Annotated in this window: 18 protein-coding genes and 2 pseudogenes; 5 read left to right on the forward strand and 15 right to left on the reverse strand. The window is 48.6% G+C overall.

What is annotated here, in order from left to right; all coding sequences use genetic code 11:
- Positions 1 to 52: 52 nt before the first annotated feature.
- From htpX to def, 3 genes are all read right to left on the reverse strand, one after another.
- Positions 53 to 913, reverse strand: coding sequence for a zinc metalloprotease HtpX (htpX, locus tag MCB1EB_RS11790; protein ID WP_026921700.1), 861 nt, complete (start codon positions 911 to 913; stop codon positions 53 to 55).
- A 128-nt stretch (positions 914 to 1,041) separates the two neighbouring features.
- On the reverse strand, positions 1,042 to 2,742 hold the full coding sequence (locus MCB1EB_RS11795; RefSeq protein WP_161566225.1) for an ArnT family glycosyltransferase: 1,701 nt from the start codon (positions 2,740 to 2,742) through the stop codon (positions 1,042 to 1,044).
- Between the two features lie 104 nt (positions 2,743 to 2,846).
- Positions 2,847 to 3,350, reverse strand: a complete 504-nt coding sequence (gene def, locus MCB1EB_RS11800; RefSeq protein WP_045364012.1) for a peptide deformylase — start codon at positions 3,348 to 3,350, stop codon at positions 2,847 to 2,849.
- Between the two features lie 199 nt (positions 3,351 to 3,549).
- Here def and dprA point away from each other — a divergent pair, with 199 nt between their 5' ends.
- From dprA to MCB1EB_RS11815, 3 genes and pseudogenes are all read left to right on the forward strand, one after another.
- Complete coding sequence (gene dprA, locus MCB1EB_RS11805) at positions 3,550 to 4,842, forward strand: DNA-processing protein DprA (protein ID WP_045364009.1); 1,293 nt, start codon at positions 3,550 to 3,552, stop codon at positions 4,840 to 4,842.
- 31 nt (positions 4,843 to 4,873) lie between these two features.
- Complete coding sequence (locus tag MCB1EB_RS11810) at positions 4,874 to 5,257, forward strand: thioredoxin family protein (RefSeq protein WP_026921702.1); 384 nt, start codon at positions 4,874 to 4,876, stop codon at positions 5,255 to 5,257.
- A gap of 47 nt (positions 5,258 to 5,304) precedes the next feature.
- A pseudogene (locus MCB1EB_RS11815) lies at positions 5,305 to 7,797 on the forward strand (DNA topoisomerase III); the annotation flags it as partial.
- A gap of 8 nt (positions 7,798 to 7,805) precedes the next feature.
- Here the strand turns inward: MCB1EB_RS11815 and MCB1EB_RS11820 are convergent.
- From MCB1EB_RS11820 to MCB1EB_RS11845, 6 genes are all read right to left on the reverse strand, one after another.
- Complete coding sequence (locus MCB1EB_RS11820; RefSeq protein ID WP_232034173.1) at positions 7,806 to 8,135, reverse strand: Fic family protein; 330 nt, start codon at positions 8,133 to 8,135, stop codon at positions 7,806 to 7,808.
- Positions 8,105 to 8,335, reverse strand: a complete 231-nt coding sequence (locus MCB1EB_RS12490; protein WP_052393897.1) for a recombinase family protein — start codon at positions 8,333 to 8,335, stop codon at positions 8,105 to 8,107. The genes MCB1EB_RS11820 and MCB1EB_RS12490 overlap by 31 nt, the downstream gene beginning before the upstream one ends.
- A gap of 11 nt (positions 8,336 to 8,346) precedes the next feature.
- Positions 8,347 to 9,417 carry a PDDEXK nuclease domain-containing protein gene (locus MCB1EB_RS11830; protein WP_232034118.1) on the reverse strand — a complete coding sequence of 357 codons (1,071 nt, stop codon included), beginning with the start codon at positions 9,415 to 9,417 and terminating at the stop codon, positions 8,347 to 8,349.
- A gap of 241 nt (positions 9,418 to 9,658) precedes the next feature.
- Complete coding sequence (locus tag MCB1EB_RS11835) at positions 9,659 to 10,033, reverse strand: aldolase/citrate lyase family protein (protein ID WP_126354041.1); 375 nt, start codon at positions 10,031 to 10,033, stop codon at positions 9,659 to 9,661.
- Positions 10,030 to 10,506: an HpcH/HpaI aldolase/citrate lyase family protein gene (locus MCB1EB_RS11840; protein ID WP_126354042.1), complete on the reverse strand. Its 477-nt coding sequence runs from the start codon at positions 10,504 to 10,506 to the stop codon at positions 10,030 to 10,032. Before MCB1EB_RS11840 ends, MCB1EB_RS11835 begins: the two co-directional genes overlap by 4 nt.
- 107 nt (positions 10,507 to 10,613) lie before the next feature.
- Positions 10,614 to 11,978 (reverse strand): 2-hydroxycarboxylate transporter family protein, encoded by a 1,365-nt coding sequence (locus MCB1EB_RS11845; protein ID WP_232034119.1) that lies wholly within the window; start codon positions 11,976 to 11,978, stop codon positions 10,614 to 10,616.
- Positions 11,979 to 12,208: 230 nt separating this feature from the next.
- On the opposite strand from MCB1EB_RS11845, the pseudogene MCB1EB_RS11850 reads away from it, so the two are divergent.
- Both MCB1EB_RS11850 and MCB1EB_RS11855 read left to right on the forward strand, forming a co-directional pair.
- Positions 12,209 to 12,626 (forward strand): annotated as a pseudogene (locus MCB1EB_RS11850) (transcriptional regulator).
- Between the two features lie 631 nt (positions 12,627 to 13,257).
- Entirely contained in the window at positions 13,258 to 13,677 is a 420-nt protein-coding gene (locus tag MCB1EB_RS11855; protein ID WP_026921708.1) for a transcriptional regulator, read from the forward strand.
- Positions 13,678 to 13,707: 30 nt separating this feature from the next.
- On the opposite strand, the gene MCB1EB_RS11860 is transcribed toward MCB1EB_RS11855, so the two are convergent.
- The 6 genes from MCB1EB_RS11860 to rpmH all read right to left on the reverse strand — a co-directional run bounded on the left by MCB1EB_RS11860 (position 13,708) and on the right by rpmH (position 17,239).
- Positions 13,708 to 13,935, reverse strand: coding sequence for a hypothetical protein (locus tag MCB1EB_RS11860; protein WP_126354043.1), 228 nt, complete (start codon positions 13,933 to 13,935; stop codon positions 13,708 to 13,710).
- A gap of 624 nt (positions 13,936 to 14,559) precedes the next feature.
- Positions 14,560 to 14,706, reverse strand: coding sequence for a hypothetical protein (locus tag MCB1EB_RS11865; protein ID WP_232034120.1), 147 nt, complete (start codon positions 14,704 to 14,706; stop codon positions 14,560 to 14,562).
- Positions 14,707 to 14,772: 66 nt separating this feature from the next.
- A complete protein-coding gene (gene yidC, locus MCB1EB_RS11870) occupies positions 14,773 to 16,395 on the reverse strand; it encodes a membrane protein insertase YidC (RefSeq protein ID WP_045364003.1) in 1,623 nt (540 codons plus the stop codon).
- A complete protein-coding gene (gene yidD / locus MCB1EB_RS11875) occupies positions 16,385 to 16,660 on the reverse strand; it encodes a membrane protein insertion efficiency factor YidD (protein WP_026921710.1) in 276 nt (91 codons plus the stop codon). The genes yidC and yidD overlap by 11 nt, the downstream gene beginning before the upstream one ends.
- Before the next feature lie 14 nt (positions 16,661 to 16,674).
- On the reverse strand, positions 16,675 to 17,070 hold the full coding sequence (gene rnpA / locus MCB1EB_RS11880; RefSeq protein ID WP_174232252.1) for a ribonuclease P protein component: 396 nt from the start codon (positions 17,068 to 17,070) through the stop codon (positions 16,675 to 16,677).
- Between the two features lie 34 nt (positions 17,071 to 17,104).
- Positions 17,105 to 17,239, reverse strand: a complete 135-nt coding sequence (gene rpmH, locus MCB1EB_RS11885) for a 50S ribosomal protein L34 (RefSeq protein WP_081678026.1) — start codon at positions 17,237 to 17,239, stop codon at positions 17,105 to 17,107.
- Positions 17,240 to 17,711: the final 472 nt, after the last annotated feature.

A 17,711-nucleotide genomic window follows, 5' to 3' on the forward strand; every position in this document is an offset into this window, starting at 1 on the left:
AGCGCCTTGAGATGTTCATTCTATGCTGAGCGCCGGCGGTTATGCTTCTCATTCAAATTGGATAATGCCCGGTGCGCGTCATTTCCATTAAGCGCGCTACCCTCTCCTCAACCTCTGGGTGAGTTGAAAAAAGACGAGAAAGCGACCCACCTAAAAGGGGATTCATAATCATCATCTGAGCTGTCGCTGGATGAGATTCAGCCGTGGCAAAGGGGATTCCCTTTGCATAGCGATGAATTTTCTCAAGCGCTAAAGCCAATGCTTGCGGCTCGCCAGAAATGAGAGCACCGCCCCGGTCTGCTTCAAATTCACGCGCTCGAGAAATAGCCATTTGAATCAGCGCTGCCGCTACAGGCGCAAAAATGGCCACCGCCAGGCTCGCCAGCGGATTAGTCGGACGACCATTTTCATCGCGCCCGCCAAAGAACATAGCAAAGTTAGCCAACGCTGAAATGGCTCCCGCCATCGTGGCGGAAAGCGTTGATAGCAAAATATCTCGATGCTTCACATGCGCTAGCTCATGCGCCATGACGCCGCGAATTTCGCGCTCGGATAAAATCCGCAAAAGCCCAGTGGTCGCAGCTACCGCAGCATGCTGCGGGTTACGCCCGGTCGCAAAAGCGTTGGGCGCAGCTTCATTAATTAAATAGACACGCGGCATCGGCAGTTCAGCGCGGATGGCTAATTCACGTACCATGCGATAGAACTGGGGCGCGCTGGTTTCATCAACTTCTTGCGCGTTATACATGCGCAACACCATTCGGTCGGAGAACCAATAGGAAAAAAAGTTCATGACGAGCGCAAATAATAAAGCGATCAGCATTCCCTGCTGCCCGCCAATCATAGCGCCAACGGCAATAAATAGGCCAGTAATGGCGGCCATCAGTACAGTTGTTTTAAGCCAATTAAACATAACTAAATCCTACTCTTCGCACATCTTAATGCGCTCGTTTTGCACGGTACTTAAAGCGTCGTCATTCTTCTAAGAAGATATGGGGACGTATGCATGCTTTGCAAGAATACTGCAAATTTTACCTTTTTCTATTTATTCCGATGCAAACTAGGTTCTCGCCGCACATATGCGCGAAAGCGCTCATTTTCATCGCCCATTCTGCCGCCGCGCCAAATTTCCTGCCACGCCTGCGGCGGTAAAGCAGAAAAACGATGGTCGGATTTATCTAGAACCAGAGCAACCTGGCAGGTCATTGCATTTAAAGATGCGCTTTGCACGGGCTTTACACCGATGAAATAATGCAACAGCGCCCGCTCCGATTCGCCCACATTAAACACGGCCAGACAATCATACTGCTGAGGCAAAACTATTTTTAATGCGTTAAACGCGCTCCGATAACTGCGGGCCTCATTCAACCAAGGCAGCAACACGGTATGCAAGAGCCCCCAGATGAGCGTTATGCCGGCAAAGCTCATGGCAATTGCGCCCAGGCGCGCACGCCAAACAATAGCGCAGATCCATAATCCGGTTAAGCTCAGGCCAGCTAACAACCAAGCCAAATTAAACGGCAATACGTAATTTAACGGCAACCAGCGCGCGAATACAGACGGGATTAAATGACCGGCGCCAGCCAATAACGCTCCCCCGCAGAACCATACCCAAATACCGCAGGCCGAGAAAAAAATCACGGAGACCTTACACCAAACGCGATCTAGCCGTATTGGCAAAGCAATGCTAGCGCCCAATAGCGCCAATGCTGGGTATACCGGCAGCAGATAAACTTCGCGCAGCGAGGCGGACATCCCCAACAACACCGCATAAAAAATTACTACATAAATCCAAAGAACCGCGCGCGCGGATTTAATTTCGCCCTTCATGCCGCTGAAGACGGCGACGCTGTCCATATTTGCTGCGGCGGAATAACTGCGCCAGCGTTTGAACAGTTCTGCTACGGCTAACCAGCCCGCCGGAAATGACAGCGCAATAGCCAAACCTATATCTTGCCCATAATTGGAGCGCGACTCGCCGACTTCACTAAAGCCGAAAAAACGGCCAAAATTATTATTCCAGAACCATTCAATAAATAATGGCTCCGAGGCCCGCCAGAATAAATAAGGCCAAACTAACAACCCAGGCAATGCCGCTAAAACCGTCCACAACAACAATACAACAGCCCGGCGCGTGCGAAATACAGGGAGCAAGACAACCGAAGCTAAATAAGTCAACGCCAGCAGGGCAGGCACCAAAACGCCTTTGCTCATAAACGCAACGCCTGCGCCCACTCCTAGCATTAGTCCAGCTTTCCAAGTTGGCGCTTGCGGCGCCACCACAAAGCGCACCAGCCCAGCCAGCGCCAACACGGTGCCAGCCAATTGCGGCACATCTGCAATCAATTTATGCACATGCACAACCACACCTAGCGTTCCGAGCAAAAGCATGCACGCCAGCACACCATACCGGCCACCATACAGCCAACGCGCGGTTGCCGATAACGCAAACAGCGCAACCGCCATCCAGGCAATAACCGCTAACTGCGCGCCTTCTTGCATCGGCAGAAAAGCCGAGCTTAAGTGGGCCAAGAGCGCCGCCGTCCAATACATTAATGGTGGTTTCTCAACGAAAGGATCCGCGCCAACGTGAGGCACAACCCAATCCACACTCCAAGCTAGCCCTTGCAAAAAATTTAAGACCATCCCGAATGAATAAGGCTCATCCGCTTTCCATGGATCGCGTCCAAATACGCCTGCCAGTACATAGGCAATCACCAACCCTAGAAGAAGCCAGCGCATAGATTGCGACTTGGATTGGCTAAAAGAAAACAATGCGAGATTTTTTTCTACGGATACAGACTTGTTTGGCATTGAATTTTGAGCTTGATTAGAAGTACGGCGAACTACATTGCTTTTGTAAGTTTTTTCATTTTTGTTTTGATGCGGGTTTGTTTAAGCGGCGATAAATATTCAATAAACACTTTACCCAGTAAATGATCCATTTCGTGCTGAATGCAGACCGCCAGCAGGCCCTCCGCATTTATTTCAAAAGTTTCACCGCGCTCATTGAGCGCTCGCACGCGCACCCGATCCGCCCGCTCCACTTTGTCGTAGATGCCAGGTACGGACAAACAACCTTCCTCATAAATCTTTTTATCTTCGCTTAACCAAATCAGCTCTGGATTAATAAATACTTGCAGTTGGTCACGCGTCTCAGAAACATCAATCACCACGACACGCTCATGCACATCCACTTGAGTTGCAGCCAAGCCAATGCCCGGCGCAGCATACATAGTTTCAGCCATATCGCGCACCAGTTGATGGATCCGCTCATCGATGGCCTCAACCGGCTTAGCTTTTTTCTGCAGCCGAACATCAGGATAATTTAATATATTCAATAAAGCCATAATCCATCCATTTTATAGCCAAATAGCCAGCTTGCGAGCAGCGTCAAGTCCATGCACAATCCAGAAAAATATTTGTTTGCTTCTGCAAAACATCTTTTAAACGCCTCAACCTGACTTAATAAATGACACCATATTAATTAGCAACTGATCTTAACATGGCTAATTGACCGAGGCTAGCGCCTCGAGCCGCCCATCTAAAATGCAAACTCTGGCTCTCACTGACGATGAAATCGCTGCATGGCTACGCCTTATCGGCACGCGAGGCGCGGGTTCAGTTGCAATCCGTCGTTTGTTAGGCGTTTATGGATTACCGCAATATATATTTAAACAATCACAAACGGCGTTAGCACAAGTCGTCGGTGCTAAGCTTGCAGAAGCTCTCAAGCACGTCAATTCTGAGTGCCTTGCTAAAAACGTTGCGCGCGTGCGCAACTGGATGAAGAGTGCCGGCAATCATTTTGTCACCTTGGCCGATCCAGCTTATCCACGCATGCTACTAGAGATCGCGGATCCGCCTGCATTCCTGTACGTAAAGGGACGACTCGAATTATTACATGCGCCCTCGCTGGCGATTGTCGGCAGCCGCAATGGCACCCCCCAGGGACTCGCAAATGCTAAACAACTTGCGCATACCCTCGCTCACGCAGGCTTAACCATTGTATCCGGGCTAGCGCTAGGCATCGACGGTGCTGCACATCGGGGGGCATTGAGTAGCCCTTGCAGTACAATTGCCGTCGTAGGCACCGGCATCGACCTAGTTTATCCAGCACGCCATCATGCGCTAGCACATGAAATTGCGACACACGGCGCGCTGGTCTCTGAATGGCCACTTAGCGCAAAGGCGCGCGCGCAGCATTTTCCGCAGCGCAATCGATTAATTGCTGGGTTAACACAGGGGGTACTGGTGGTTGAGGCTGCCCTCCAATCTGGCTCTTTGATTACCGCTCGTTTGGCCGGCGAAATGGGGCGCGAGGTGTTCGCGCTACCTGGCTCGATCCATTCGCCTCTTACCAAGGGCTGCCACCGGCTCATCAAAGAAGGGGCAAAGCTCGTCGAGTGCGCACAAGATATACTAGATGAGATACGGCACACAGACCTGCTCAGCCCTGCCATAAGCGCAAAAGATTACCGCGACTCAACCCAGGAAACGCCGTCCTTATCCGCTCAGCCCATGGATACCGATCATCCGACTCAACCGCATATGCATCACAACCTGAATTGGTCAGAACGAAACTTGGAGGGAGCCCAAATTATCTCTCAGGCCAGCCCGCTGCAAACCGATGAGATGTCAGCTACACTTAATGCTAACGCGCATTGCGTACTGGCGGCACTGAATTATGATCCAACCTCGCTCGAGTTACTTGCCACGCGCACCAAGCTAAACAGTGCAATACTGCAAGCAACCCTATTGCAATTAGAGCTAGGTGGTTGGATTACAGCATTGCCTGGTGGCCGTGTAGAACGCATCAAGCGTGATGCGGCAAGCCGCTAAAACTGTTCCATCGCAAAGGAGAAACACGCCCATGCCCGCGTTTAACCTCGACACGGAAGCCCACGCCATCGCTGCCCGGTTAACCCAGCCAGATATTCTACTGGTGGCTTGTCTTTGCGCTCAGTGGTGCGACGCTTGCCGAGCTTATCAAACACTTTTTAATTCGCTTGCCGACACACATCAATCTATATGCTTTGTTTGGATTGATATAGAAACTCACGCCGATCAACTTGATGAAATTGAGGTTGAGGATTTCCCGACAATTTTAATCGAAAATGCATACAATACCTGCTTTTTTGGTACCGTACTCCCCTATGCGGCCGTGGTTGAGCGCTTATTAGCCAGCCTAACCTCGGGTAACAAAGTGACTACCGCGCCTAAGTTAAGACCTTTACTTACCGCGCATTTGCCCTAAACTGTGCTATAAAACAGCCGTTTGCAAGACCCAACTCTATATTTTTCATGCCTAAAGCTCTGATCATTGCCGAAAAGCCTTCTGTTGCAAACGATATCGCTCGAGTTCTAGGCGGCTTTACTAAACACGACGAATACTTTGAAAGCGAACAGTACGTGTTATCGTCAGCCGTCGGTCATTTGCTAGAAATTGCTGCGCCCGAAGAATACGAAGTCAAACGTGGCAAATGGAGTTTTGCCCATTTGCCCGTGATTCCACCACGTTTTGACTTACAACCCATCGCCAGAAGCGAAACACGCCTCAAGCTTCTAACTAAGTTGATTAAGCGCAAAGATATTGATACTCTGATTAACGCTTGCGATGCGGGGCGCGAGGGCGAATTAATTTTCCGTTATATCGCACAACATGCGAAGGCCAAGCAAGCGGTGCAACGACTCTGGCTGCAATCCATGACGCCACAGGCGATTCGAGAGGGTTTCGCGCATTTGCGCAGCGATCATGAGATGCAACCGCTGGCCGACGCTGCCCGCTGCCGCTCCGAAGCTGATTGGCTCGTCGGAATTAATGGCACACGCGCAATGACCGCCTTCAACAGTAAAGGAGGCGGCTTTTTCCTAACGACGGTTGGGCGTGTGCAAACCCCTACGTTATCTGTTGTAGTTGAGCGTGAAGAAAAGATTCGCCGTTTTGTACCGCGTGATTACTGGGAGGTTAAAGCTGAATTTGTGTGCGCTGCCGGTTTTTATGAGGGCCGTTGGTTTGATCCCAAATTTAAGAAAAATGACTTCGATCCAGAACAACGCGACTCACGTCTGTGGAGCGAAGCCGCGGCTGAATCTATCGTGGCCGCATGCCGCGGCAAACCGGGTCGCGTTAGCGAAGAAACCAAAACTTCAACTCAGCTCTCTCCATTATTATTTGATCTCACTAGTTTGCAACGTGAAGCCCATGGGCGCTTTGGTTTTTCTGCAAAAAATACTCTAGCGTTGGCCCAGGCTCTATATGAAAAACATAAAGTTTTAACCTATCCGCGCACAGATTCGCGCGCCTTGCCTGAGGATTACCTCAGCACCGTTAAAAGTACGCTTGAAGTATTAAAAGAAAGCCATAATTATCTGCCTTTCGCAAAACAGGTTCTCGATAAAAATTGGGTCAAACCCAATCGCCGAATTTTCAATAATGCGAAAATCAGCGACCATTTTGCAATTATTCCAACCTTACAAGCGCCTAAAAATTTATCGGAAGCAGAACAGAAATTATATGATCTTGTAGTTAAACGCTTTTTGGCCATATTTTTTCCGGCAGCGGAATATCAACTTACCACGCGCCTGACTGAAGTCGTTGGCCACCATTTCAAAACGGAAGGTAAAGTACTGGTTACACCAGGCTGGTTGCAAGTATATGGGCGCGAGGCACAGGATGAAACTGCCAACTTAATGCCTGTAGCCAAGGGAGAAACGGTTAAAACCGATAAAATTGCAGTGCATTTGCTCACCACTAAACCGCCCGCTCGTTATAACGAAGCCACCTTACTATCCGCCATGGAAGGTGCTGGGAAATTGGTTGCAGATGATGAGCTGCGCGTGGCAATGGAAACCAAAGGCTTAGGAACGCCGGCAACTCGCGCCGCAATTATCGAAGGGTTACTCACAGAAAAATACCTGATTCGCGAAGGAAGGGAATTGATTCCTACCGCTAAGGCGTTTCAGTTAATGACACTACTGCGTGGACTCAATGTCAAAGAACTCACTGCAGCCGAACTGACCGGAGAGTGGGAGTTTAAACTCACACAGATGGAGCATGGCAGCCTCACACGCGACACCTTCATGCACGAGATTGCGCAAATGACGCAACTGATCGTCAAACGCGCAAAAGAGTATGATTCAGACACCATACCAGGCGACTACGCCACACTATCTACTCCTTGCCCACATTGCGGCAACCAAGTAAAAGAAAATTACCGGCGCTTTGCGTGCACCCACTGCGAGTTTTCAATTACAAAAATACCCGGGGCGCGACAATTTGAAATTGAAGAGGTTGAAAGCTTACTCAGCAATAAATCAATTGGACCTCTTTCTGGTTTTCGCAGCAAAATGGGGCGCCCCTTTGCCGCCATCTTAAAGCTTGTGAAAGATCCAGAAATAGACAATTACAAACTCGAATTTGACTTTGGTCAGGAGCAAGGCGAGGACGATAGCGAGCTACCTGATTTTTCTTCTCAGACGTCACTCGGACCTTGTCCAAAATGTAACAGCGCCGTTTTTGAGCATGGCTTAAACTATATATGTGAAAAATCGGTCGGCAACCCGAAAAGCTGCACTTTTCGCTCAGGTCAAATTGTCTTGCAGCAAGAGATCTCCCGTGAGCAAATGGAAAAGCTATTGAACACCGGCCGCACGGATTTACTGATACATTTTAAATCAGCGCGTACTGGCCGCCTGTTTAAAGCTTATCTGGTTAAGCAAAACGATGGCAAGATCGGGTTTGAATTTGAAAAGAAAGAAAAGGCGGCTAAAAAAACCACTGTAGCAAAAAAAACCAAAAAAAGTTAAGTGCGGACAAAGGAACGCAGTAGTTGTATATCTCCTTTGTCCGCCACTCTTAGTGCGTCTAGATAACGACTGCGAGCGTCGCCCTTTCCTACTAAGTGGGGGCTTCCCCATGAAAAGGGTTGCTTCTGCTGCTCGTATAACAAAGCAGCCGCCATGAGTCGCGCGCAACGGCCATTGCCATTCTCGAAAGGATGAATATAGACTAAGAGATGATGCAAACGAGCCACAAGATCATCTATTGAATAGATACTACATTTGAGCCAAAATTGAGCGTCATCAAATAAGTCACGCAGTTTTACACTAATGTAACGCCAATCAACACCAATGTTTTTATCTGTTTGGCGAAACCGCCCAGTACATCGTCCTTGCGTAACTGATCGAGTAGGCGGTTGAGTTCGGGACGATCCCAACGGCCTGCCGACGCTTTCTCTTCGAAGATCCGTCCGCATCCCGCCGCACTCAACGCCGTGATCTGTGCCGCGTTGTCCTGATCCTGAGTGGAGACACGAGCATAACCGATGCGCATGAGCGCGCTCTTTACTTGACTTTGATTGCGGTCGGGCCGAGCTGATTCTCCAGCCGCGTCTTGGATAGCGTCACCGCCTCATGCAGCTTTTTCTCCAGCAATTGCCTGGACGGCAAGCCGGTCAGGTATTCGGCGACATGGATGCCGCTTTGATCAAGCTCCAGCAGTTCTATCTGTTCACGATTTTTTCCCGTACAAAGGATAATTCCCAGCGGCGGCGCTTCGCCAGGCTCTTGTTCATTTTTGGCCAGCCACCTCAGATAGAGCTCCATCTGACCTTTGTCAGCCGCCTTGAATTCACCGAGTTTCAGTTCGATGGCAACTAGACGTCGCAAACGGCGGTTGTAGAACAACAAGTCGATATAGAAGTCATTATTATCAATTTGCAGCCGTTTTTGGCGAGCTACAAAGCTGAATCCAGTTCCCAACTCCAACAGGAAGTTTTCTAATTCGCGCAGGATGGCGTCTTCGAGATCTTTTTCAAGGTAACGATCACGCAGCTCCAGAAAATCCAGTACATAGGGATCCTTCAGGACAAGATTTGGGCCGAACGCCCCTTGATCTCGTAAGGTTGCCAGTTCGCTCCTCAGCAATTCGTCGGGCTTGCGCGAGAGTGCTGTGCGCTCGAACAACATGGAATCGAGTCGTCCTTGCAAGGTGCGAGTGCTCCAGCCCTCGTTGCGGCACATTTCCAGATAAAACTCTCGTTTGAGGGGGTCTTCGATATAGATCAGGCTGCGCAAATGGGTCCAGCTCAATTGTCTACTCAGCGCGTAGACAATTTCCTCGGCCTCGAACACCTCACCAAAACGCAGCATATGGTGCAAGTTCTTGGCGCCAAAGCCGCGCCCATGGTCGGCTTCCAATTGTCGTGCCAGAGAGGCGACAATCTGTTCGCCGTAGCCGGCCCGCTCTCCCTGGAGCACCTCGGCGCGTATGCGCCGACCAATGCGCCAGTAAAGCATAGTCAAGGCCGAATTAACCGTAGTGGCCAGTCCGGCCCGCGCTTCTCCGATCAAGACGCGGATGTCGCCGACCAGCCCGGTTGTCACTGCTGCAACTTGCACATTTTGCGGTTCCACCAGCTTGCTCCTCGATACGGTTTGTTTAGCGCAAACCTGTTGCCAACGTCAATCATTATGCACAATGTATTTACGCATCAGGCAGACGCCATAAGAATAGCGTGCGGCCGCGTCGTTGCGCAAAGATCATTTGCTCCATGTTCTGATAAATTGAGCACCTTCTACATGATGCGCCTCAGTCCAAAATAAAAACTCTCGGCGTAAGCCGAGAGTTCAACAACTCACAAGAATCTATACAAACCTATCGATTGATTTGATCATATTTATCCAACAACCTCTGAGCGGCTTTAATCAATGGTGTGCCAATCAAAGTACCGTCTAATAAATAAGCATTGCCCTCATTTTCCTGAGCAGTGGCCACGATGCGCCTTGCTCTATAAAGCTCAGCCTCATCCGGCTGGAATATTTCATTAATATGTTGGATTTGTAATGGATGAATGGCGGCTTTTCCGGTATAGCCAAGCTCCCTGACTCTGAGTGAATCCGCAATCAAACCATCGAAGTCACGCGCATCAAAATATGGCGTATCAATAATTTCAAGCTCAGTTATCTTAGCCGCATTCAAGACCTGCGCTCGCGCAAAATAAAGGCTATCCCAGGTAATCGCACTCCCTATACTACTGGCAAATCAGCAGCGCCGAAAATAAGCCCTTTCAGCCGTAAAGAGGCCCGCGCAATTTCTTTAGCATTAGCGACGCCTTCTGGCGTTTCAACCGCCGCTAAAAACTGAATGTCATTCTCTTTTTGGCCCAGTATTTCCTCAGTAATAATGATCTCCTGTGGATTTTCCACTTTGGACAAAATAATATAATCGGGTGACTTCGTTTGTCGGAAAATTTCCAGCAAGTCTTTCAGACCATCTTGAGTACGCAACGAATTGACTCGTACGGCAAATTTAACTCGTTCAGAGTGCGGGGTAGCCAGGCATTGAGCAAGTTTTTCTCTAGCCTCATGCTTTAAATTAGGAGCCACAGGGTCTTCTAAATCAATCACACAAACGTCCGCTCCACTTTGCGCTGCCTTAGCAATACGCTCCGGTCGTAATGCCGGTGTAAATAATACAGATCTGCAATAAGTGTTGGAAGTCATAGCCGCACTCCTTAGATTGAGTTGAAAATAACCTGATTTGCGCACAGCCACGAAAGTGAACTGTGCACTAGGCAGATTGGATGAAATTAAATGAATTGGATCGAGCTTTAATTTAAAAAGCCAATTGCTAACAGGGCGATAATGACCACAATAACGCCCCCAATACGCGTGGAAATTTGCGCAAACGGCATTAACGATAGGCGATGTGCGGCAGATAAAATAGCTATATCGCCGCTGCCTCCCATACCGCTATGACAGCCCGTAACAATAGCCGCTTCAATTGGGAATAAACCCACTTTACGGCCAACGAGAAATCCAGTCGCCATTAACGAAATTACGGTTGCAAAAACCGTCACAATAAACGGCAGGTTAAATGCAGCGGTGAGCTTGTCCCATGGAATAATCGTCATCCCAGCCGCGAATAGCAAAGGATAAATCGTGACCTTTACAAAAAAATGATACAAGCCAATCGCACCTTGATGCATGGCGGGCGACACTAGATTCAACAGCTTGACTAGGATCGCAATCAAAAGCATCGCGATTGGCGCTGGCCAGCCAAACAATTGATGCGTAAGCACCCCAATTAAATAAAAAGAAATTGCCGTCATCCCGGTTGCCGCCACTTCTGTGAGCAAAGGCCGGGCATCTTCATGCGAATTCTCTGCTTTAACGGTATCGTCTTTTTCTTTATCCGTTTTTAACAAACATCCATCCCCTGAAAAGCGTGGGTAATAACGCCCCAAAAGATTCAGTGCGGCCGCCAATATAATGACAAAAAGGTTGGCGAATATAATTGCAGGTAGAACTTGGGCTAATAAATCACCCTGAGGCTGACCTAGGATTTTTGCATAGCCGATTGATAGCGGAATCGCGCCTTCGCCGAGCCCACCAGCCATGATAGGGACAACAATAAAGAAAATAATATGGAATAAATCAAGTCCTACCGCTAAGCCCACTAAAGTGCCCGTTATTGCGGCCACAATCGAGCCCATCAATAGTGGAGCGAAAATTTTTATAAATCCCTGGATCAACACCTGGCGATCCATGCTCAGCACACTCCCGACAATCACGGCAACGATAAATAGATAAATCGGGTGGTTATTTTCCCAAAAGGCTTGAATAGGGAGCACAAAATCCGCCGGCAGTAACTGGTGAGCGACCAAATAGGCGGGGACAAAAGTCACGATAATGACCGAGCCCCCAATGCGGCGAAAAAAAGGAATTGCTTGACCAACTGCAGAGCAGGTATAGCCACATACCGCCAACAAGGCAATCATTGTGCAAATATTGTTACCCATGAGCTGATGGTTCAGCACCATAGTCGCTAAACATGCCACCAAAATTAAATAAACCGGCAATGGAATAATACCGATTGATTTACGCGATAGGGCTTGCAAAGTTTTAAGCGAAAAATATTCTTTATAACGCTTAAGTACTAATTCTTTAAAAGTCATAGATTGACGTTTATTCATCAGTAAGTCTCCTTTTTCAGAGGCTGTGCAAAGTTGCGTAGACGGTCACAGCACCTACGGTTTATGCCCGCGAAAGAGCCTGTACTCGCGGTCTAATAGCGTTATCAACGCTCTTTTCTAATTCCAAAAAAGATAAAAATAACCCAATTGATGGATAATGTAAACTATTTTAGTTAAATATCTCATAAAAAGTTTAGCCTAAAGGAGAGATGATGCGGCAGAATCGCTTTATGCCAACCAATCAAGAAAGAAGTAGTTTTTCAGAGCGTTTGCGACTCGCATTAAAGCGAGGTCATAAGCCTGTAAAAGGGGCGACGGATTTAGCACGCCTTTTTAATCTACAGCATGACGGCACAGGTGTTTCAGTGCAAACTACGCACAAATGGTTAAGCGGCCGCGCCATTCCAACTACGGAAAAAATCAGAACGTTAGCTGAATGGCTTGGCGTTAGTGAGCATTGGTTGCATTACGGGCCGCCACCCGATTCAAGCTTATTAAAGGTCAAAGAAACCAAACTTCAACAAGCTAAGTACCCAACTTCGCCTGAGACCATTGAGCTGGCTAAAAAAAATTGAGGCATTGCCCGAACATCAAAAATACTTGGTAGAAGAGTTAATCACTCAGTTTTACGGGCAAGGACCAGAATAAGTCAGCTGGCGTTTTAGAACACGAGAAACGGCGGAGCGGAGCCCTTCCGAGGCCGCCATCATAAAATCCATACGTTGTTGCCACCACACTGCCATAACTTAGCTTTAGTTATTCTATTTGAAACGCTGAAAGGACAGCATACGGATATTTCTATTGTAGCTTCCACACCTACCTTACATCATTTTGTCTGTGCTGGTTAGTTCTTGAAAGCCGGTTTTAGCCTATCTTAAAGCCGGGGCATCATCACTCAAATTCAACTCTTCATACCGTCCTTTCGGCCTACATAATATCGAGTAAACGATTACGCAGCCTCTGGTAAATCGGCTACGTATGCTATTGGGTGGCCTAAATGGGTAAACTCGCTCATCTTTATTGCGGCGTACTTAAATCGCGCACGCCTCACAATGAAAATTTTGGAAATAGCGTTTGTGCCCATATGCAAACCCACTCAAACTCGAGCCGCGAGCTTGTCGCACGCAAACAAATTCAGCCCTATTTAGCGTTGCATTTAGCTCAATAAACTCGCTAAATTCCAAAAAATACCTGTTATAAGCAAAACTCTAAACTAATTTAGGTATATCTATCATAAAAGGTTGAACCATAGGGAAATATGATGAGTCAGAATTCCCATATGCCATCCAATCAAGAAAGATCCGCCTTCTCAGAGCGTTTACGGCTTGCGTTAAAGCGAGGCCCTAAGCCTGTTAAAGGCGCTACAGACTTAGCGCGCCTGTTTAATCTCCAGCACCGAGACGGTGCTGGCGTTTCGGTGCAGACCACGCATAAATGGTTAACCGGCCGTGCCATTCCCACTGCAGATAAAATCAAGACGCTGGCCGAATGGCTTGACGTTGGCGAGCATTGGCTGCATTACGGGCCACCACCCGATCCAGCGCTCCTAAAAGCCAAGGAAGTTAAGCTTAAACAAGCTAAATATCCGCCTTCTCCAGAAACGGTTACGCTTGCCAAGAAAATTGAGGCCCTGCCAGAACATCAGAGGTATTTGGTGGAAGAACTGATTACACAGTTCTACGGGAAAGTGCCGGATTGACATACTCATCCTCCTAAAGGCCTGTGACTCCTACTCGCGCAACATAGCATCGAGCCGAATGGGGTTATTTCGGTGCGCTCCTGCTGCTGGCGGCATGACTTCACGGGGGCGTTCCGCCCTGAGAACATTGAGCGCATCGCCCACATCGGAATTTTCTTCAAAGCCGTAGTGCGCACAAGAAAACATTCCTACTATTTTTCGATACATAGTCGTAACGCACACAGGTACAACTTGTGGGCGGACACTGTAATCAGGCATTCACCGTTCCCCGCGAGTTTATAGTCCTACAGGCGGCGGAATGTGCGCCAACGATCTAAGATAGTTTTGTTCAACTTAGACATATTTCTCGCCTATTGGTTCACTTATCCGCCAAATATGTCTGTGTCGGCGCTGATGAGCGGTCTAAAAGGGCTTCCAATCGAGGGTTCGAAAGAAACACCCTGACATCGCAAAACAATCCTACTAGAAGTAGCCTTGCTATATCATCTTCCTACTTCGCCGCCTCTTGCAACGGTACGCCAATTAGCCTCGTACGACAGTACATTGAGCAACATGCCACCCACAACTGACGTAAAACGGCCACCTACGACCTCCGTGGCTATCCATCCGCCCCATGTGAGCAAGCGTACCCACACCTTCGGGGAATGGGCGTTTGAGGGAGTTACGAGGGCGGCGTGGCTTGCGAGATGATGACGGCTACGCCCATTATTGCTGCGGAGCGCTTGGTAGAAATATATTGCGGTGGGTTCGCTCAATTGGGTGCTGATAAGTTAAATATGTACATCATTTACTCAAGCTTAGCGAGGACGCATCATCGATGCTTGGCGCGATTGTCGTCTTTGGCTTCCCGTTTATAGTCACGCTTGCATGCAGGCGGATTGCTTAATCGCCCGCATACAAGTCTGCCATCAACCCCGCGCTCTTCTTGTGCTGGCCGGCATCCAGCTCGGCAATAGCTTTGCGCATAGCCGAATTAGGCGCCTTCACATCGAAGGGTAAGCGACTTGCCTCAGCTAGCGCATACTTCAAAATTGACCCTCTGATTGCTCAGAGCGCGTTGCTAGCGCGCTCCTGGATACTGCTATCAATGCGAGATTACCGCGCAACCCGTTTTGTAATATACCATTGCTGCAAAATAGACAGCACATTATTCACTACATAATAAAGCACTAAGCCAGCCGGAAAGAAGAAGAACATTACCGAAAATGCGAGCGGCATAAACATCATCATTTTGGCCTGGAGCGGATCCGGTGGCGTTGGATTTAAGCGCGTCTGCACAAACATCGAAAGCGCCATCAAAATTGGCAAGATAAAATAAGGATCTTGCTGCGATAAATCATGAATCCAGCCAATCCAAGGAGCGCCTCGCATTTCTACCGACGACAATAACACCCAATACAGCGAAATAAAAACGGGGATTTGGATGACGACCGGCAAGCACCCTCCCAATGGATTGACTTTCTCTGTTTTATAAAGCTCCATTAATGCTGCATTCATTTTTTGCGGCTCGCTTTTGAAGCGCTCTCGCAATGCCTGCATGCGCGGAGAAATTTCTTTCATGCGCGCCATTGAGCGGTAGCTAGCGGCCGACAATGGGAAAAAGACCGCCTTAATGAGTAAGGTCAAAGCAACAATTGACCAGCCCCAATTACCGAGTAGATTGTGAATTTTTTCAAGCAGCCAGAACAATGGCTTGGCAATAATCGTCACCCAGCCATAATCCTTCACCAACTCAAGGCCTGGCGCAATATTTTCAAGCATGCGCTCTTCTTCCGGGCCCGCAAAAAGGCGCGCCGGCACTTGGACCGCTTGCCCTGGCATCAGAGTTTGTACAGCTTGCTTAGTTCCGACTCGATACAGTGATGAATCCACTTTCTGTATATAGATATCTCGCATCACGCCCTGCGGCAACAGCCATGCCGAGGCAAAGTGATGTTGCACCATGGCGACCCAGCCATTATCGGCTTGCCTAACGTAGCTGGCTTTATTTTTATCAATATCGCTAAAACCGACTTTCTGGAAATTCTGCTGCGAGGTATAAACAACTGGCCCAATATAGGTGTACGAGAAACGTGGCGTTTCAACGGGCGCACTATCACGCACCAATTCCATATACAGCACAGGCTGCACCGGCACTGAACCGGCATTAACGATTTCATGCTGAACGCCAATCACGTAACTGCCGCGCGTGAAAGTGTAACGCTTTACAAACTTAACACCATTTTTCACCGGAGATTCGAGGCGAACCTCAAGCGTATTTGCGCTGCTCGTCAGCTCACGTGGACCAGGCGTGACGCGAAAAATATCATTATGGTTCGGGAAACCGCCACCAATCAGACCCGTACGGGCTAAATAAACATGACTGGGAGTCTCGTCAAAGAGGCTAACGTAGTGATTATCTTGTTGTCTATCCGCGTGCCGAGTCAACGACAATTTAGACAATGTACCGCCTTGCGTATTAATCTCTGCTTCATAAACATCTGTTTTTATATGGATTTTTTCGCCATTCACCGCCACCTGGGTATCCGGAGCCGCCGCTGTACCCAGCAATGAGGAAGTCGTAAGCGATGGATCAGGCGTGCCTTGGTTCACGGTCTGCACCGGCACAGGATCAGGAAAGAAACTCGCGGGACGCCCATTGTAACGCTGCCAATTATCAAACAGCATCACCAGTGAAATCACTAAAATAACCCACAAAATATTGCGTTTAATATCCATTTGATTTTGTCTCGTCTTGATACTGGGGGGCGGCGTCTGCGCCTGAAAGATTGAGCGGTAGCGGCGAATCTATGCCGCCTGCTGCAAACGGATGGCAACGACACACTCTTTTGAAGGCAAGATAACTGCCACGCGCCGCACCATAATATTGGATAGCCTCGCGCGCGTAATCTGAGCAAGATGGCATAAAACGGCAGCGATTGCCAAGGTATGGACTGAGCATCAATTTATAGCAACGCAGCAACATAAGCAGTATTTTTTGCATAAAAATCACACACCTCATGTCGAGCGTTTGATGCGGCTACAGATAGCCTCGCTGAATAATGTTTCAAGCTCGTTACTGCATACGGCTTTAAGCGCCTCGGATGAAGCGCTGCGCCATATTTTCCGGTCCAATTTGACATGTAACCGTAACAAAATATCCCACCCATAGCACTCAGCGCGCTGATGGCGAAATATTTCACGGGCAATGCGTTTAATTAAATTACGGCTGACCGCACGCGACGCATACTTGCGCCCAATCACCAAGCCCAACCGTGCTGCTTGGCCCGTGCGTCGTCCATATAATACAAAATGCCGGCTGCGCCCCCAAGGGCGCTCGCGGAAAACCGATGAAAATTCATCCGGTTTTAAGAGTCGCGCGGCTCTCGGAAAGCCGACGTCTGCGGCCCGCAAGGAAATAACGGAATGCGTATTAAACGCTAACGCGTTAAACGGCTAGACGCTTACGGCCTTTCGCCCGGCGTGCGTTAAGAACGTTACGTCCCCCTACAGTTTTCATGCGAACACGAAAACCGTGAGTCCGTTTACGGCGTGTGACAGAAGGTTGATAAGTACGTTTCATGATTAATTGCTCTCACAAGCTCCGCCCGCTAGGACGGCGTGTTGATTATTCTCTTGCTCAGTTAACATTCAGATCGGACAAAAAGCGCCACTTAAGGCACATTAAGCCTTATCCGACAGAATCTCTCGCTAAATTTTTTGCGCGAACCCTCTATTTAATCTGTTTTTTTGTTTTCCGTCAACACTTTACAATCGTGTCAGCAGGGCGCTGGCGCTATAAAGCTCTTGCATAGGAGATGAAAAAAGAGCGCTGCGCAAAAAATTTAGAAGCTCGAAAAAGATCTCTGGCGCATTAAAATTCGCTACCAACGAGCGCCCCTAAAAATTTGGCGCTTATGTGACGCGCAGCCCCAATTTACATTAATAAGATCCTTTTGACTTGCGCATTAGGCACCGTAAAATGCGCGCTTTAACTCATCTTGATTATCGAGAGAAGTTACTTTTTAGCCAGCCGCGTACATAGCGCAATTGCC

It is taken from the genome of Mycoavidus cysteinexigens (assembly GCF_003966915.1).
Taxonomy (GTDB): domain Bacteria; phylum Pseudomonadota; class Gammaproteobacteria; order Burkholderiales; family Burkholderiaceae; genus Mycoavidus; species Mycoavidus cysteinexigens.

Coding starts and splice junctions, on each gene's coding strand:
- htpX (WP_026921700.1), bottom strand. CDS start 913: ATGTTTAATTGGCTTAAAACAACTGTACTGATGGCCGCCATTACTGGC.
- MCB1EB_RS11795 (WP_161566225.1), bottom strand. CDS start 2,742: ATGCGCTGGCTTCTTCTAGGGTTGGTGATTGCCTATGTACTGGCAGGC.
- def (WP_045364012.1), bottom strand. CDS start 3,350: ATGGCTTTATTGAATATATTAAATTATCCTGATGTTCGGCTGCAGAAA.
- dprA (WP_045364009.1), top strand. CDS start 3,550: ATGCAAACTCTGGCTCTCACTGACGATGAAATCGCTGCATGGCTACGC.
- MCB1EB_RS11810 (WP_026921702.1), top strand. CDS start 4,874: ATGCCCGCGTTTAACCTCGACACGGAAGCCCACGCCATCGCTGCCCGG.
- MCB1EB_RS12490 (WP_052393897.1), bottom strand. CDS start 8,335: ATGCGCATCGGTTATGCTCGTGTCTCCACTCAGGATCAGGACAACGCG.
- MCB1EB_RS11840 (WP_126354042.1), bottom strand. CDS start 10,506: ATGACTTCCAACACTTATTGCAGATCTGTATTATTTACACCGGCATTA.
- MCB1EB_RS11845 (WP_232034119.1), bottom strand. CDS start 11,978: ATGAATAAACGTCAATCTATGACTTTTAAAGAATTAGTACTTAAGCGT.
- MCB1EB_RS11855 (WP_026921708.1), top strand. CDS start 13,258: ATGCCATCCAATCAAGAAAGATCCGCCTTCTCAGAGCGTTTACGGCTT.
- MCB1EB_RS11860 (WP_126354043.1), bottom strand. CDS start 13,935: ATGCCTGATTACAGTGTCCGCCCACAAGTTGTACCTGTGTGCGTTACG.
- yidC (WP_045364003.1), bottom strand. CDS start 16,395: ATGGATATTAAACGCAATATTTTGTGGGTTATTTTAGTGATTTCACTG.
- yidD (WP_026921710.1), bottom strand. CDS start 16,660: ATGCAAAAAATACTGCTTATGTTGCTGCGTTGCTATAAATTGATGCTC.
- rpmH (WP_081678026.1), bottom strand. CDS start 17,239: ATGAAACGTACTTATCAACCTTCTGTCACACGCCGTAAACGGACTCAC.